The following is a 15,929-nucleotide window of genomic DNA, read 5'->3' on the forward strand; positions in this document are numbered from 1 at the left end:
AAAGCTGCTCAATTGAGCAGCTTTTTTTATTTTTTTCCAGCTTTGGAATTATCCGTTAATGGCTTGCGTAGCCGCGGCTTTCAGCTGTTTGGCTGTGTCGTCGTTCGGAGTCAGTTTCAAAGCTTTATCAAAATAAGGCAATGCCTTTTTGAATTCATCTCTCGCTTCACTTGTCGCTGCTTTGTACTGATCATCATTCGTTGTAAATTTTCCGGCAGCCACATCGGTAGCAGCTTGCTTTAGAATCTCAGCACCTTTTTTATAAAACGCATTTCCTTCCTTCAGATAGAAGGTTGAAAGCATGTCTTTCATCTTCATATCGTTTGGATTCGAAGCCATTCCAGCTTCCAGCGTTTCTACAAACCCTGCCTCATCGCCTGCCTGACGCTGCGCGTTGGCTTTATACAAATAGGCCGTTGAGGTTTTGTAGTTATTCTCAATTGACTGTCCGAAATATTCAGCAGCCTTTTCGAAGTTCTTCACTTTGTACGCACAGTACCCGGCGTTGTAGACCATGGCCTTGTCCTGTTCTTCGTCTCCCCAGTTTGCCAATGATTTCTCAAATAGCTCCAGTGCTTTTTTGTAATCTTTTGCCCGCAATGCATCGTTTCCGTCATTTTTTAGTTGAACCGCGTCAACATCTTGCGCAGATCCGGCAAAAACGAGCCCCAGACAAAAAACAGTTAATAAAAACAATCGCTTCATAATTTGTTCCTCTTTCAGTTTTATTAATAAATCAAGTTAAATTTTACATTTTTTCCATCAAAGTTTCCAAAAATAGCAATAATGATTTAAAAACCTAAACAATTATTTCAATGCTTTGGTTTTAAATCCTCATCAATAATAAATTACGCCAATAAAAAACAGGACACTTGACAAGCATCCTGGTTTCAATTTTTCCATAAAAATGAGCTACTCTGGGCTAACCACCCCTAGCCCTTCAACTATTTTTTTCACTTCGGGATCACCCTTGTAGCGAATTTTTCCAACACCTTCAATTTTGGCATTCAACCTATCAGTCGCATACACCGATCCACCTCCCACACCTTCTATTTCAATTGTCACCGCCTGGGTTTTCAACTCCCCGGCATCGATATGGCCTGCCCCCGAAATCCGGGTATCCATTGTATTTGCAACCCCCCGAAAATCGAAACTGACGCCACCTTCGCCAATAACCTTCAGATGATCCACTTTCATTTCCATTTCAATTTTGGCCCCACCTTCAACACGCAAATAAAAATCACTCAGGTCAACATAGCCCTTGGTTTCCAGCTTTACACCGCCTTGAATGGCCAATTCTTTCAAATCAACAAATTCGATATACAAAACTACCCCGCCAAAATTAAGATGGCGCTCACGAAGGGTCACGCTCAAAGTATGTCCGTCGCTATCAACCTGCAGATAGTCAAAAAATTCTTCGTCTGCCTTGATCCGCAAACCAGGTTGATCCGATTGTTTCAAAACGACTTTGTAGCCCCCCTCTAACGCTATTCGTTCAAAATTGGAAATGTCAAAGGTTTTGACTTCGTCATCGTCCCATTGAGAAGATGAGGAAGAAAAACAGGACGGAGTAATGAACAGGAAGAAAAGAAAAACGATAATTAGCTGACTGTTTTTCATCGTAGCGTATTTTGATTTTTAGTTTTTAACCAAATCGAAAAAATTCAATTTCAGCAACAAAGCTACACAACAACTTCTCCAATGATCTGCTTTTTTCGATCAGCGTCCGTTTTTTAGAGGTAAAAGTATCTCTCAGTCAGAAGTGGAGCCACCCGACGTCCTGCGCATCAATAAAACACGAAGGTAAACCAAGACATAGATGAACAACAGGAAAGCGATTCCGAAAACCACAAAATCCATTATTTGCAAGGCAGCAAAATTGATTTGTGTGAAAAAAACCCGGGTCAAACCAAGCAGAAACAGAACCAGCAGTACAACAGGAATTTGAGGATTCTTTTGCTTTTGAAGGCGAACACTCAAACCAACCCACAACAATCCAAGTCCCAGTAAAAGCAACGCACCCCGATGATCTCCATCAAGCAGATTTAAAACGCCAAAAACAAGCGGAGCAACGGCTGTTAGATACAAAATACGCATGAAGCTGTTGAATACCTTTTGGAACTGGTTATCTGGATTGAGATGTGGAAAGATACTCTTCTGATAACGATGCTCCGGCTGAAAACCGGCCGATTGCAAATCGGCTTCAGACTGGATGATTTGGCGGCGGAGGGCTTCCTGTATCGCAAAATCAACCGCTTCGGGCTGATACGAATCCCGCAGTTTGAGCAATTCAATCAATTCTGTGTCACCCAGTGAACCAATTCGCGTTTTGAGTTCTTCATTTTCCATGAAACAAAAATAGAAAAGTTCGTTTAGCTGCAAGCCGAAAAGCCAAACCAATTGTGGTGTTTTGATCGGCCACAAAAAACCTTTAGAATTATTAACAGTGATTCTGCCTCAGGTTTACTAAATTTGATCTTCGAACCAAAAAAAATAAAACACATGTATAATTTTGAATTCAAAAACCCGGTAAAAATATTATTTGGGAAAGGCAAAATTGCCAAGCTGGCCAACGAGCTTCCAAAGGATAAAAAAATTCTGCTCACGTACGGTGGAGGCAGTATTTTCAAAAATGGCGTTTACGACCAGGTAAAAGCGGCAACAAAAGGCTTTGACATCATCGAATTTGGCGGTATTGAAGCCAATCCACACTACGAAACCCTGATGAAAGCCGTGTCAATCGTGAAAGAAGAAAAAGTAGATTACCTGCTTTCAGTAGGTGGCGGATCGGTATTGGATGGCACCAAATTTATAGCAGCGGCAGCCTTGTTTGAAGGCGATGAGCCCTGGGATATTTGCGCCAAGCGTAGCGAGGTTAGTATTCAGAAAGCCCTTCCGATTGGCGCGGTGCTAACACTTCCGGCAACCGGCTCCGAAATGAATGGCAATGCCGTTGTCACGCGGGTTTCAACGCAGGAAAAACTGGCGTTTGACTCGCCTGCGGTGATGCCCCAGTTTTCGGTGCTTGATCCCGAAGTGATTTTCTCGCTGCCCGATCGACAGGTGGCCAACGGCATTGTTGATGCCTTTATTCACGTGATGGAACAATACCTCACCTTCCCGGTCAATGCGCCTTTGCAAGATCGTTTTGCCGAAGGAATTTTGCACACCTTGATTGAAGAGGGCCCAAAAGTGCTGGCAAACCGGAATGACTACGAAGCCGCCGCCAACTTTATGTGGAGCGCCACCATGGCCCTGAATGGACTGATTGGCATGGGCGTTCCGCAAGACTGGGGCACCCACATGATTGGTCACGAACTGACTGCCTACCACGGTATTGACCACGCGCGAACGCTGGCCATTGTGCTTCCCGGCATGATGGATATCCGCAGAAAGGAAAAGCAAGAGAAAATTCTGCAATATGGCGAACGGATTTGGGGAATTAGTGAAGGAACTTCGGACGAGCGCATCGATCAAACCATCTCGAAAACGATTGCTTTTTTCGAGTCAGTGGGCATCAAAACCACCCTGCCCGACTACGAAGTTCCTGCCGAAACCATTGGGCGAATCACTTCGCGATTTGAAGAACGCGGAATGAAAATTGGCGAGAAAGCTGATATTGGGCCGAAAGAAATTCAGTTGATTTTGGAAGGACGATTATAAAAAGAATATCCGTTTGCATCAAAAAAAGGCTTCATCATTTCTTTGTGTGGAGCCTTTTTTTTTGCTCTTATTCGAGCAATTCGCGGGCCGTTTCACGAGCGGTATTCGAATTCCGATCACCACTCAGCATCTGCGCCAATTCGTCCACCCGCTCACTGTTTTCAAGTTTGCGAATTGAAGTAAAGGTTTTTTCGCCTTCATCGAACTTATAAACCTGGTAGTGATGATCGCCTTTGGCTGCAATTTGTGGCAAGTGTGTAATGTTGATGACCTGCATTTTGGCAGAAATTCCTTTCAGAATATCGCCCATTTTTAAAGCAATTTCGCCCGAAATCCCCGTATCAATTTCATCAAACACAATCGTTGGAAGCGATGTGCTATCGGTAATCAGGCTTTTTAAAGCCAGCATTAAACGCGACATTTCACCACCCGATGCGATTTTTGATATTTCCTGGGCTTCGGCGCTTTTGTTGGCACTGAACAAGAAACGAACCTCGTCGTTTCCCATTACGCCAAGCTGATCGGTCAACTCAAAGTATAGCTGAAAAACAGCATTCGGCATGCCCAGTTTTTGAAGCATTTCGACCACCGATTGCTGAACTGTCCCGGCAACACCAGTCCGGCTTTTCGTCAACCCGGCAGCCAGTTCTTTCAGTTTCGCTTCCTGCTCAATAAGCAACCGCTCGAAGCGGGCAATTTCCTCATCGAATGAAGCCACCTGTCCAATTTTCTGATCCAAATCTTCCTGAACTCCCAGCAGCTCTTCAACGGTAGCCACATGAAATTTTTGCTGAAGCGAATAAATCAGATCAAGTCGTTCGGCTACCAGCTGAATCCGCGCCGGATCATGTTCAACGCGCTCGGCAACCACCAAACTTTCATCAGCCAAGTCTTTCAGCTCCAGGTAGCAAGATTCCAAACGCTGATGCAATTCTTTGGTTTCAGGAAAGTAGTCACGCATCTTATTGAGCCGGTTGACATGCTCCTTCAAACGCAACAGAATGCCTTGCTCTTCACTGTCCAAGTCTTCGGCCAATTGTCCAAAGGTAAGTTTAATATCCTCAGCATGTTCCAGCTGATTTTGTTCCGATTCCAGTTCTCCCTGTTCGCCCGCTTTCAACTTGGCTTCATCCAATTGCTGAAACTGGAACTGAAAGTAGTCCAGATCCTTTTTGGCCTGGTCTGCCTTGCTAACCAAGGCCGAATATTCTGCTTTTGTCTCGGTATATTCGTAAAACAGCTTTTGGTAATTGCTGAGAAGCGATTGATTTTTTGCCACCAGATCAATCAGTTTCAGTTGAAACAGGCGGTTACCCAATTCCAGGTTTTGGTGCTGCGAGTGAATATCAATCAGGCGCAGGGCCAGCTCACGAATGGTTTTCAGGTTCACTGGCGTATCGTTGATAAACGCACGCGATTTTCCGGCTGGCGTAATTTCGCGCCGCAAAATGGTGTGGTCATCGTAATCCAGCTCATTTTCCACAAAAAATTCTTCCAACCGGTATTCCTTCACCGCAAAACTCCCTTCCACCGTGCATTTCTTATGCTTATCACGCAAAACAGAAAGATCGGCACGCTGCCCCAAAATCAGTCCGAGCGCACCAAGTACGATGGATTTTCCGGCACCGGTTTCACCTGTAATAATATTAAACCCGTTGTTGAATTCAATCGACAGCTTGTCAATCAGGGCGTAGTTTTTAATGTAGAGCGATTGTAACACAGAGGCGGTTTTTTAGCTTTTAAAATTCTTCGGCTGCTTTATTTATTCTCTCATACTTGCTTCCATTCGACGGGTCAACTTCATTTAAAATGGTCATCACCCGGTTGCGTTCATCAGGATACGATTTAGAAAAAATATTGACCAGCTCATCGGATTTGGCATCGAAAAAAATCTGCAAGATATACAATGACGGCCGCGAGCGAAAAACTTTCTGAATGGATCGGAGCGACTCGGCAACAGCGGCACGGCCCTCTTCAATCTGTTCGTGCATTTTATCGAGACCCATGCGGTGATACTGGTACGTACAATCGCGAAAAGGCGCATACGACTTGTTCAGCAGGTTTTCGACCAACCAATACCGGTTGCGTTCGCTTTCGTAGGCTTTCCATCCGGCATAGCGCACGTTTTGCGAATTGTTCACAATTTGCTGGGCTTTCTGAAAGTACTCGGTTCCGCCGTTGGGTGAAAACGAATCGTAATCCATTCCCAGAATGATGTAGGCATAATAAGCCATCAGGTTGGTCAGGTTGTCGCGATTGGAAGTTTCATTAAACTCCATCGACTGATATTCGACATACTCCACATGAAAATCGTTGTCTTTGATATTAAGCAGTGGGGTTTCGTAGTCGGAATTGAATATTGGCCGACGCAACTGTACCTGGATACTTCCCTTGAATTCGTTGGACGAAAGCTGCTCGGTCAGCCGGATATAAATGCTGCACTCAATGCGCTCGTCCATCGAATAGACGTGGTCCGTCCACTTGCGGTTGTTCATAAACTCATACAAGTCGGCCTGCATGGTTTGAAAAACGTTGCGGTTGGCTCCTTGAATCTGCTGGCCCGACACGCTGATATTGCAACGCAATTCCTGCGCCATGCCCGAACCAACAAGCATCAAAACCAACATCAATAAGAAGCTAAGTTTCTTCATAATGGAAAAATACCTGAGGAGTAAAAATAATCAAATTCTGCAGAAGTCTTACAACTTGGCCAATTCCTGAGTCAACTTCTCAACAATGTCAGCGGCAACCTCTGTCTTGTGTTTTAACTCAAATAGTTGGACATTATTGTCTTTCGAAAGAATGGTAATCTTGTTGGTATCCACCCCAAAACCAGCCCCTTGATCCTGTAACGAATTGAGCACAATGAAGTCAAGGTTTTTCTTTTGAAGTTTGCCCAAGGCATTTTGTGCTTCGTCGTTTGTTTCGAGTGCAAAACCCACCAAAAGCTGGCTGTTTGTTTTCAATTTGCCCAGCGAAGCAGCAATGTCGGCTGTGGCTTCCAGGTCAATAAACATCTCTCTCGCCTGGCGCTTTATTTTTTGACTGGCGATTTTCTTTGGGCGGTAGTCGGCTACGGCAGCGCACATTACGGCCGCGTCCATCTGCGGAAAATGCTGCAGGCAAGCCTCATGCATTTCGCTGGCCGACTGCACATCAATCCGCTGAATGCTCGGATGTGCCAGTTTCAAACTTACCGGTCCGGCTACTAAAACTACCTGAGCGCCTTGCTCTGCCAGCTTTTCGGCCAGGGCAAAGCCCATTTTCCCGGAAGAGTAATTCCCGATAAAACGAACAGGATCAATTTTTTCGTAGGTAGGCCCGGCGGTCACCAGCACCTTTTTATTCAGAAGTTTTTTTTTTGAATGGAAGAAAGCGACCACTTCTTCCACCAATTGCTCCGGTTCCTGCATCCGGCCTTTGCCGTGCAGCCCGCTGGCCAGTTCGCCTTCGCCCGGTTCCAGAATCACGTTCCCAAACGAACGCAGAATATCCAGATTTTTCAAGGTTGAAGGATGCCGGAACATGTCCAAATCCATGGCTGGCGCCAGGTAAACCGGGCACTTGGCCGACATGTACGTTGTAACCAGAAGGTTGTCGGCAATGCCGTGTGCCAATTTCCCAAGTGTTGCGGCTGTAACCGGTGCCACGAGCATTAAGTCGGCCCATTGCCCCATGTCCACATGCGAATGCCAGGTGCCATCGTTGGCAGCAAAAAAATCCGAAGCGACAGGTCGTCCGGATAAGGCTGACATGGTAACCGGGGTAATGAATTCTTTCGCGGCTGGCGTCATCACCACCTGCACATCGGCGCCTTCTTTCACCAGCCCCCTTAAAAGATAAGCCGCCTTGTAGGCAGCTATACTTCCAGTCAATCCTAAAATAATATGTTTTCCTTTAAGCCTCATGTAAGGCCACAGATTAAAGTGCTTTTCGGTTTTCTTTCGCAGGATTACGATGGTAAATTTGTCCTTGCTTCAGTTCTTCAAAAGCAATTAAGGTTGGTTTCGGTAAGCGCTCGTAATATTTCGAAATTTCGATCTGCTCCCGGTTTTCAAATACTTCTTCCAGGTTATCGGTGTACGATGCAAATTCCTGCAATTTCTGATTCAGTTCTTCTTTCATTTCCGAAGCAATCTGATTCGATCGTTTAGCAAGAATCATCACTGTTTCGTAAACGTTTCCTGTTTGGTCTTCCAAATCGTTCAAATCTCTTGGAACTGTTGAGCTTTCAGCTTTAACTTTCTTATAATCCATATCTATTTATAAATTAGCCTCTTCGTTATAATTTAATAATTTTGCCGTTTCCGCGTAGAATTTTTCAGCCTCTTTCCTGTATCCACTTTCCGGAAATTCATCGACAAAGGTAAAATATTCATCCAAAGCATCGGTCAAACGTTCTTCTTTTTTTTCCTCTACGCTTCTGATAGCCAAAAGATACTTGGCGCGTAAAAGCATAAACATGAGTTCTTCGCGGTACTTGGTATCGGGAAATTCTTTCAAGGAATTTGTTAAAGCAACAACCGCCGCTTTGTAATCTTCCAGATCATAATACAGTTTTCCGCTCAAAAAGGATTTGTACACCAACTTATCACGCATTTCAATAATCAGACGGTTGGCTTCTTCAACCCGGTCGCTGTTCGGATATAAATTCATGTACAATTGAAGCGCATCAATGGCCTTTTGAGTTACCTGCTGATCCAACCGCGGTTTGGGAGAATCGAGGTAATGACAGTAGCCAATCATGTATTGCGATTCTTCGGCATACTTACTTTTGGGAAAATCTTTCACCAAAGTTCGAAACCAATGGCCTGCCATTAAATAGTCGCGCGAACCAAAATGGCTTTTGGCGTAATAATAATAAACTTCATCGGCACGACTGGTCCCACGGTAAATATTGACAAGCTCGCTCAGCAGTTGAGAAGAACGCACATACTCGCCCGCTTCATAATACTCAAGCGCCTTTTTATACTTAAACTCGTAGTCTGTACTTTTCACAATTTTATTGTAATCGCTACACGCCGTACCGACGAGTAACAAGAACAGCGCGAAAACGATTGTATTCTTCATTTTTATAAACATGGCGCAAAGATACATTTTTCAGGATAATACGAACGGCAAAATATAAGAAGATTTGTTTATCGACTCGCTGGTTTAATATAAATTAACAAATTTGTAGACTTCTTAAAAAGAATTACTTTTGCGTTGTTAATTTTTAAAGCTTTTTGAAGTGGATATTTTTGAAAAATTTCGATCAAATAGAGGCGACATTGGCAAGCACATGGAACGAGCCCATGGCTACTTTGCTTTCCCCAAGTTGGAAGGTGAAATCAGTGCCCGCATGAATTTCAGGGGCAAAGAAGTGCTGACCTGGAGTTTGAACAATTACATTGGCCTGGCTAACCACCCGGAAGTTCGCAAAGTTGATGCTGATGCGGCAAAACAATGGGGTCTGGCCTATCCGATGGGCGCTCGTATGATGTCGGGGCAAACCAACCAACACGAAGAGCTGGAAAGACAACTTGCAGCTTATGTTGGTAAGTCTGATTCCTTCTTACTGAACTTTGGTTACCAGGGAATGGTATCGATTATTGATGCTGTTTGTGGCCGCAACGACGTGGTGGTTTACGACAGCGAATCGCATGCCTGCATTCTTGACGGAGTACGCCTGCACATGGGAAAACGCTACGTCTATCCACACAACAACATTGAGAACCTGAAAATCCAGTTGGGCCGTGCCACTAAATTGGCTGAAAAGCAAGGCGGAGGCATTTTGGTCATCACCGAGGGTGTTTTTGGGATGTCAGGCGACTTGGGTAAGCTGGACGAGATTGTTGCTTTGAAAAAGGAATTCAACTTCCGCTTGTTGGTTGATGATGCGCATGGATTTGGCGTGATGGGACCAACCGGAGCCGGAGCTCCTGAGCATTTTGGTGTACAAGATCAGGTTGACCTGCATTTCTGCACGTTTGCCAAATCGATGGCCGGAATTGGCGCTTTTGTAGCCTGCGACACCGATGTGTGCAACTTCCTGCGTTACAACATGCGCTCGCAAACTTTTGCCAAATCACTTCCCATGCCAATGGTTATTGGTGCCATGAAGCGACTGGAACTGCTGAAAACAAAACCCGAACTCCGCGAACAACTCTGGAATGTAGTGAACAATTTGCAATCGGGCTTAAAAGAAGCTGGATTTGATTTGGGGCGCACCAATTCGCCGGTTACTCCGGTTTATATGAAAGGCGGCGTGGTTGAAGCAACCAATGTCGTGATGGATCTGCGTGAGAATTACGGAATTTTCTGCTCCGTTGTGGTTTACCCAGTGATTCCAAAAGGAGAGATTATCCTTCGCCTGATTCCTACAGCCATGCACTCGCTGGAGGATGTTGACATTACAATTAAAGCATTCAAAGAAGTTAGGGATAAGCTAGAGTCGGGAGCCTACGCGGGTTCTGAGGTTCCAAATATGGCCTAGTCAAAAAATACTTCAATATAAAAAAAGCCATGCTGAGAATTCAACATGGCTTTTTTTATATTTGATTTCTTTGCAGTTTATATCCTAGCTGTGTTTCTCCGATAAATAACGTTCCGTATCCATCGCGGCTTTACATCCGGAACCGGCAGCGGTAACCGCCTGACGATAAATTGAGTCCATCAAATCACCACAGGCAAATACCCCGGGGATATTGGTTTTTGACGTGCCTGGAATTGTTTTAACATATCCCACTTCATCGGTATCCAGAAAGTCAGCCACAAAGTCGGAATTGGGTTTATGCCCGATCGCCAGGAAAAAACCATCAATTTTAATTTTCACTTCTTCTTCGTCTGCTTCACCTTTATTCTTCACCAAAGTAGCCCCCTCAACAACACCATCGCCAAATAAGCCTTTGGTTTGGTGCTTCCAAAGAATCTCAATGTTTGGAACTTTCTTCACCCGGTCGGCCATCACACGCGAAGCACGCAAAACATCACGACGAACAATGAGATACACCTTATTGGCCAGTCCAGCCAAGTAAATGGCTTCTTCAGCGGCAGTATCGCCACCTCCAACAACCGCCACATCTTTGCCACGGTAAAAGAAGCCATCGCAAGTTGCACAGGCCGACACACCCCCTCCGGCGTATTTTTGCTCATCTTCAATGCCCAGATATTTGGCCGTTGCTCCGGTTGCCAAAATAACAGCCTCTGCCTCTATCAGTTTCTTTCCATCAATCCAAACCTTATGAATATTACCCGAAAAATCAACTTTGGTGGCATAACCATAACGAATATCGGTTCCGAAACGCTCAGCTTGCTTTTTGAAATCCTCCATCATCACCGGGCCGGTAACTCCTTCCGGATAACCAGGATAATTCTCAACTTCCGTAGTCGTCGTCAATTGTCCTCCGGGTTGAAGTCCTTCGTACATGACTGGATTTAAATTGGCACGCGCAGCATAAATGGCAGCTGTATATCCCGCCGGCCCTGAACCAATGATCAAACACTTTACACGCTCTGCATCGCCTTGCGGCTCATTCTGCGGCTTCTCGTTCTCCTTAAGATTTAATGATTTAAACATGACTTTTATTTTTAGCTTTTTTTTATTAGATTGATGCGGCAAAATTACACAACATCGAGATATATCCAACATTTGATTCATCAATAATAGTGAAGGTGCGATAGAGACAAGCTATTGAAATCGTTTTTCAAATAGTTTAAATTAATTTTGCAGAATTGCCTTCTTTATATACTTTTGCAAGCGCTTCACCAAAATCAATCAAATAGCGTTCGACGAGGTTGAAGTGAAGATGAATCGGGATGTGGCGCAGTCTGGTAGCGTACTCGTCTGGGGGGCGAGGGGTCGCAAGTTCAAATCTTGTCATCCCGACAGTTGAAAATCAAGAGCTTACGAGAATACTCGTAGGCTCTTTTTGCTTAAGGTGTCGCATTTTGGATAAAACAAGATGCAAATAAACACTAATCTGTCAAGCCAAAACGTTTGCTTTAACGGCAGTTTTTAAATTGAAAAATAGAAATCAGTTACTGGCTTCGGAAGTACTGGGAGGAAATGGAGCTTTTGAACACGGCGAAAAAGCTTCCGGTACCTTTACTCCTGTAAAAGTATCCGGACTCGGAAGATCAAATAGAGCCAACCTGGATTTGGGCCGGAGTGCCCCTATCAAAAACCAAAAGCAGGCAATTATTGAATTCAACCAAGTGAAACGTTAATGGAACGCAAGAATCTACAAAACGCGTCATAAGTGTCATGCCACCCGACTCCCGTGCCCATTAGTTTGGAAGTGCTAATAATTCTTCCGACTATAGAGTACCCCGGGGTATCTTTCCCATTCTGAAATTTTCCAGAAATTAAGTATAGTACCTCAATTCGCTTATGCCATAAACATATTTTTCAAACTAAGATGCAATGACCAGTATTACAAATCGGCTCTATCAGTTACCTCCTTGTGACAAAGAAAACGGCAGATCTTCTCTTTGTGTTCCCCGCGTTTTGTTCGGCTGGTCCACCATTTCAAGTGTCAGCTTACCACCACTAACAAGATCCTGGTAACGGATATAGTTGCGTGTATAAGTCTTTCCATTCAACTCGGCCGACTGGATGTAAACATGGTCTTTATTGTTATTTCTGGCTTCAATCACAAATTGTTTTCCATCTTCCATGGTAATGGTCGCTTTCTCGAAAATCGGACTGCCCATGACATACTCATCGGTTCCGGGACAAACACTGTAAAAGCCCAAGGCACTCAGCACATACCACGAGGAGGTCTGCCCCTGATCTTCATCACCCGGGTAACCGTTCTCCGTTGAGGTGTACAACTTGTCCATCACCGCCCTGCTCCACTTTTGTGCTTTCCACGGCGCTCCGGCATAGTTGTACAGATAAATCATGTGTTGAATGGGCTGATTGCCGTGCGCATACTGCCCCATTTCTGCCATTTCCATCTCGGTCATTTCATGGATCTTACGCCCGTAAGTCCCCACCAAAACTGTGTTAGGAACAGAAAAAACCGAGTCCATTTTGGCAATAAAATTTTGATTTCCGCCTAACAAGTCGATCAAGCCCTGCGGATCGTGAAAAACTGACCAAAGATAATGCCATGCATTCCCTTCAGTGTATGGGCCTCCCCATTCAAAAGCATTGAAGTTCTGTTTCCAGATTCCTTTTTCATCGCGACCACGCATAAAGCCAACCGACGCATCAAAAACATTCCTATAGTTGTACATCTGACGCGAAAACACGTCGGTATAAAAATCGTTTCCGGTCATTTTTGCCAACTGATAACCACAAAAATCATCGTAGGCATATTCAAGGGTTTTTGCTGTTGCTTCGCGATACTTCGGATAAGGCACGTAGCCCAACGTGTAGTATTCTTTCCAGCCATCCCTCCCGTTCGCCGGCCCCCACGGGCCTTTGTTGGTGGCTTCGTGGTAATAGGCATTCAGCGCTTTTTGCGGGTCAAATGTCTGCAGACCTTTCGCCCAAGCATCTGCCAACAGCGAAATGGCATGATTCCCGATCATGCTGCCGGCTTCTCCCGGGAAAGACCAAGAGGGCAACCAACCGCATTGGTCGTAAGCATCGAGCAATCCAGCCACGTACCGACCATGCATGGTTGGGTGCAGCAGGGCATTCAAAGGGAACTGTCCCCTGAAGGTATCCCAAAAGCCAGTGTCGGTATACAGATAGCCGTTATGGACTTGCCCGTCATAAGGACTGAAATAGTATGGCTGTCCGTTCTCGTCCAGTTCATAAAACTTACGTGAAAACAAGCTGGCCCGAAAGTAGCACGAATAAAAGGTTGCTTTTTCTTCCTCGGTTCCACCTTCAACGAGAATCCGGTTCAAATGCTGGTTCCAGATTTCCCAGGCCGCCTGTTTAGTATCTTCCAGCGATTGATCTTTCCCAAGCTCACGTTCCATATTCAGTTCGGCTTGCTTCGGGCTAATGTATGAAGATGCCACCTTGGCCTGCACCTTCGCGCCATCTTCAAAACGAACCCAACCGCTAGCGCCACGGCCTTCCAACTTATCTTCTCCATCCCAATGTTGTTGATTGCGGTTCTCCCATACGCCAAATTCACGGATGGGATGATCGAACTGGATAATAAAGTAGCTTTTGAAATTATCAGTCAATCCCCGACCATTATGCACATAGCCTGTAATGCGATTTTCCTTTGGATGAATTTTCACCTGGCTCAACCCGGTGTAACCATCGAGCACCACGTAAGATTTTTGTTTCTCGGGAAAGGAGAAACGCAGATGGGCGCCACGTTCGGTTGGTGAAATTTCTGTGGTAATCTGGTTATCCAGCTTAACCCGATAATAGTTCGGCTTGGCTACTTCATTGTCATGGCTGAATTTGGCAGCCCTATCAATCTGGTTTAAAGCCAGCGATCCGGTAACAGGCATTAGCGAAAAAACACAGTAGTCATTGGTCCATGAGCTGCACTGATGAGCCTGCTGAAATCCGCGAATGGAGTCTTTGAAAAACTGATACTTCCAACCATCTCCATTCACCCCCGTTTGAGGTGTCCATGTGTGCATTCCAAAAGGTAAAGCTGTCGTAGGATACGTATTTCCCCTGGTTAAGCCAAAATGAGAATTGGTTCCCTGCAAGGTGTTAACATACTGAACCAAATCAACGGGGTCGGCAGCATACAACATCACGAAACAAACAATAAGCGACGATAGTAAATACAGTTTTTTCATACTCTAGTATATTAACCCTTTAAAAACAGTAGCACACAAATCCACACGCGATACCAAGATTTAAACCACAACCATCTGAATTACATTGATTTTAGAACTGGACAATGTATACAAGCTCACCTATTTCCCCACTTCTATTTCCTTGCGAAGGCAAAAAACTAGTAACGACAAACTTATCAGACTCAATGGGCGTAATTCCAGGATTGGCAAAAGACGCAGATCCCAGTGGCGTTTGAGGCTGTAGCGTACAATAAAATGCACCATTCCCAAATAAAATTCGCCAGCTACTCCAGTCTCCAGACGTAATTTGAGCTTCCTGAAGCACATAATCGCCATCGTGACTAAACGCACTTCTCCCTCCAATATTTCCTTTATATCCCATCTCCTGAATGGTAAAATTTGACACTTCATCCTTCCAGGTTCTCCAGTTTGAAAAATCAGTTAGAATTCCAAATGCTTGTTGGTCGCGAATCCCATTGTCATAATAATGATACCCAATGACAATATGAGAAGAAGAAGGGACAAAGCCCTCAATTTTCCGGATATCAGGAGTTCCTTCTGCCAGATTCGAGAACGTTTGAGATATTGTCTTATCATTCGTGGGCTTGTCCTCTGCTAAGTCCACATAAGATGCATAATATCGGACACGAATATTATTAGATCCCTGAATGGGATCTTGCTCGTTAGCTACAATATACCCATTACCCCATTTTTTTATGTCTCCTTGATGAGATCGGTCTCCCAACTCCGTAATGTTGATCCAGTTTTTAAGGTCATTACTCCCTGCAAGATAGAGTATAAATTCGTTTGTACTCGCCATGGAATGATATACACCTAGATAGGTGTACGACTCATCTGCTTTTACGATTCGTAAAACATCCATTACCCGTCCTTTATCATCTTTCATATCAAAAGAGGGCTCTGCAATTGCGACGTTGTTCAACTGCTCAATTTTCTGCTTAGACGATGTATTTTGATAGAACCACCAACTATACGCAATACTCAAATTTCTGATGTTGTTCTTCTTCTGAAGTTCAGATACGGAAAAAACAGTTTTAGTTGCATTTAAATCGATGATGGAAGTTCGATATTCCTCTAAGGTCATATCTGCCAACTGTTGAGCACTAAATATATCTGCATCGAGAAAAAACTTATACATCATAGCACCCCAGCATAAATCAACATCATCCATTTGTTGCAGAAAAGAGGGAGCGTCCTCGCATCGACTGTCTAGGTCTGAAATCAATGTATTCCGCATATCTACGTAGCTCATCGACATCACTGTTGCAGCTGAAGCCCAGTCTGTGTAAAGCAAGGTTTTCGCCAATACATTTTCATTCTTGGCGGGTACCTCCTCCTGCAATGGATCGTCGCTCTCTTTAGAACAGCCTGCAAAACAAAGAGAGAAAACGAATAAAATGCACATCAAATATTTCATCCTAATTATTTTCTTATTCTAAATACAATGTTTTTGAAATGCCCATCGAGTCAGAATTTATTGACCTCAGACAACAGACAAGCCAACAGACTATTATTTTAAATCAACTATTTTTCATTCG

Annotated in this window: 14 protein-coding genes and 1 tRNA gene; 4 read left to right on the top strand and 11 right to left on the bottom strand. The window is 44.4% G+C overall.

Annotated features, from left to right (window positions below; all coding sequences use genetic code 11):
• Positions 1–48: 48 nt before the first annotated feature.
• The 3 genes from NC99_RS07915 to NC99_RS07925 form a co-directional block, all read right to left on the bottom strand.
• Complete coding sequence (locus NC99_RS07915; RefSeq protein ID WP_053181928.1) at positions 49–705, bottom strand: tetratricopeptide repeat protein; 657 nt, start codon at positions 703–705, stop codon at positions 49–51.
• Between the two features lie 207 nt (positions 706–912).
• Complete coding sequence (locus NC99_RS07920; protein WP_053181930.1) at positions 913–1,620, bottom strand: head GIN domain-containing protein; 708 nt, start codon at positions 1,618–1,620, stop codon at positions 913–915.
• A 132-nt stretch (positions 1,621–1,752) separates the two neighbouring features.
• The gene (locus NC99_RS07925; RefSeq protein WP_053181933.1) at positions 1,753–2,349 is read right to left on the bottom strand and encodes a hypothetical protein; all 597 of its coding nucleotides are present in this window, start codon (positions 2,347–2,349) and stop codon (positions 1,753–1,755) included.
• Positions 2,350–2,502: 153 nt separating this feature from the next.
• Between NC99_RS07925 and NC99_RS07930 the strand changes: the two genes are divergently transcribed.
• The gene (locus NC99_RS07930) at positions 2,503–3,663 is read left to right on the top strand and encodes an iron-containing alcohol dehydrogenase (protein WP_053181935.1); all 1,161 of its coding nucleotides are present in this window, start codon (positions 2,503–2,505) and stop codon (positions 3,661–3,663) included.
• A gap of 67 nt (positions 3,664–3,730) precedes the next feature.
• Here the strand turns inward: NC99_RS07930 and recN are convergent, their stop codons facing one another.
• From recN to NC99_RS07955, 5 genes are read right to left on the bottom strand one after another with little or no spacing between them, the layout of a single operon-like run.
• On the bottom strand, positions 3,731–5,383 hold the full coding sequence (recN, locus tag NC99_RS07935) for a DNA repair protein RecN (protein ID WP_053181939.1): 1,653 nt from the start codon (positions 5,381–5,383) through the stop codon (positions 3,731–3,733).
• Positions 5,384–5,402: 19 nt separating this feature from the next.
• A complete protein-coding gene (porD, locus tag NC99_RS07940) occupies positions 5,403–6,314 on the bottom strand; it encodes a type IX secretion system protein PorD (RefSeq protein WP_157624668.1) in 912 nt (303 codons plus the stop codon).
• Between the two features lie 48 nt (positions 6,315–6,362).
• Positions 6,363–7,571, bottom strand: coding sequence for a bifunctional phosphopantothenoylcysteine decarboxylase/phosphopantothenate--cysteine ligase CoaBC (gene coaBC / locus NC99_RS07945; protein WP_053181944.1), 1,209 nt, complete (start codon positions 7,569–7,571; stop codon positions 6,363–6,365).
• A gap of 13 nt (positions 7,572–7,584) precedes the next feature.
• Positions 7,585–7,920, bottom strand: coding sequence for a DNA-directed RNA polymerase subunit omega (locus NC99_RS07950; protein ID WP_053181946.1), 336 nt, complete (start codon positions 7,918–7,920; stop codon positions 7,585–7,587).
• 6 nt (positions 7,921–7,926) lie between these two features.
• Positions 7,927–8,733: an outer membrane protein assembly factor BamD gene (locus NC99_RS07955; protein ID WP_053181965.1), complete on the bottom strand. Its 807-nt coding sequence runs from the start codon at positions 8,731–8,733 to the stop codon at positions 7,927–7,929.
• 211 nt (positions 8,734–8,944) lie between these two features.
• Here NC99_RS07955 and NC99_RS07960 point away from each other — a divergent pair, with 211 nt between their 5' ends.
• Positions 8,945–10,138 carry an aminotransferase class I/II-fold pyridoxal phosphate-dependent enzyme gene (locus NC99_RS07960; protein ID WP_239684427.1) on the top strand — a complete coding sequence of 398 codons (1,194 nt, stop codon included), beginning with the start codon at positions 8,945–8,947 and terminating at the stop codon, positions 10,136–10,138.
• 84 nt (positions 10,139–10,222) lie between these two features.
• On the opposite strand, the gene trxB is transcribed toward NC99_RS07960, so the two are convergent.
• Entirely contained in the window at positions 10,223–11,221 is a 999-nt protein-coding gene (gene trxB, locus NC99_RS07965; RefSeq protein WP_053181953.1) for a thioredoxin-disulfide reductase, read from the bottom strand.
• Between the two features lie 235 nt (positions 11,222–11,456).
• Between trxB and NC99_RS07970 the strand changes: the two genes are divergently transcribed.
• Together NC99_RS07970 and NC99_RS07975 are read left to right on the top strand one after the other, a co-directional pair.
• Positions 11,457–11,530: transfer RNA gene (locus NC99_RS07970), tRNA-Pro, on the top strand.
• A gap of 134 nt (positions 11,531–11,664) precedes the next feature.
• Positions 11,665–11,871: a hypothetical protein gene (locus NC99_RS07975; protein WP_053181956.1), complete on the top strand. Its 207-nt coding sequence runs from the start codon at positions 11,665–11,667 to the stop codon at positions 11,869–11,871.
• Between the two features lie 222 nt (positions 11,872–12,093).
• Here NC99_RS07975 and NC99_RS07980 read toward each other — a convergent pair whose 3' ends face one another.
• Together NC99_RS07980 and NC99_RS07985 are read right to left on the bottom strand one after the other, a co-directional pair.
• Positions 12,094–14,370 carry a GH92 family glycosyl hydrolase gene (locus NC99_RS07980; protein ID WP_053181959.1) on the bottom strand — a complete coding sequence of 759 codons (2,277 nt, stop codon included), beginning with the start codon at positions 14,368–14,370 and terminating at the stop codon, positions 12,094–12,096.
• Between the two features lie 91 nt (positions 14,371–14,461).
• Positions 14,462–15,808, bottom strand: coding sequence for a hypothetical protein (locus NC99_RS07985; protein WP_053181962.1), 1,347 nt, complete (start codon positions 15,806–15,808; stop codon positions 14,462–14,464).
• Positions 15,809–15,929: the final 121 nt, after the last annotated feature.

The organism is Sunxiuqinia dokdonensis (genome assembly GCF_001270965.1).
Classification (GTDB): domain Bacteria; phylum Bacteroidota; class Bacteroidia; order Bacteroidales; family Prolixibacteraceae; genus Sunxiuqinia; species Sunxiuqinia dokdonensis.

Excerpts from the sequence above, each read along its gene's own strand:
- porD (WP_157624668.1), bottom strand. The coding sequence starts at position 6,314 with ATGAAGAAACTTAGCTTCTTATTGATGTTGGTTTTGATGCTTGTTGGT.
- NC99_RS07980 (WP_053181959.1), bottom strand. The coding sequence starts at position 14,370 with ATGAAAAAACTGTATTTACTATCGTCGCTTATTGTTTGTTTCGTGATG.
- NC99_RS07950 (WP_053181946.1), bottom strand. The coding sequence starts at position 7,920 with ATGGATTATAAGAAAGTTAAAGCTGAAAGCTCAACAGTTCCAAGAGAT.
- NC99_RS07915 (WP_053181928.1), bottom strand. The coding sequence starts at position 705 with ATGAAGCGATTGTTTTTATTAACTGTTTTTTGTCTGGGGCTCGTTTTT.
- NC99_RS07985 (WP_053181962.1), bottom strand. The coding sequence starts at position 15,808 with ATGAAATATTTGATGTGCATTTTATTCGTTTTCTCTCTTTGTTTTGCA.
- NC99_RS07925 (WP_053181933.1), bottom strand. The coding sequence starts at position 2,349 with ATGGAAAATGAAGAACTCAAAACGCGAATTGGTTCACTGGGTGACACA.
- coaBC (WP_053181944.1), bottom strand. The coding sequence starts at position 7,571 with ATGAGGCTTAAAGGAAAACATATTATTTTAGGATTGACTGGAAGTATA.
- trxB (WP_053181953.1), bottom strand. The coding sequence starts at position 11,221 with ATGTTTAAATCATTAAATCTTAAGGAGAACGAGAAGCCGCAGAATGAG.
- NC99_RS07920 (WP_053181930.1), bottom strand. The coding sequence starts at position 1,620 with ATGAAAAACAGTCAGCTAATTATCGTTTTTCTTTTCTTCCTGTTCATT.
- NC99_RS07960 (WP_239684427.1), top strand. The coding sequence starts at position 8,945 with ATGGAACGAGCCCATGGCTACTTTGCTTTCCCCAAGTTGGAAGGTGAA.
- NC99_RS07930 (WP_053181935.1), top strand. The coding sequence starts at position 2,503 with ATGTATAATTTTGAATTCAAAAACCCGGTAAAAATATTATTTGGGAAA.
- NC99_RS07955 (WP_053181965.1), bottom strand. The coding sequence starts at position 8,733 with ATGAAGAATACAATCGTTTTCGCGCTGTTCTTGTTACTCGTCGGTACG.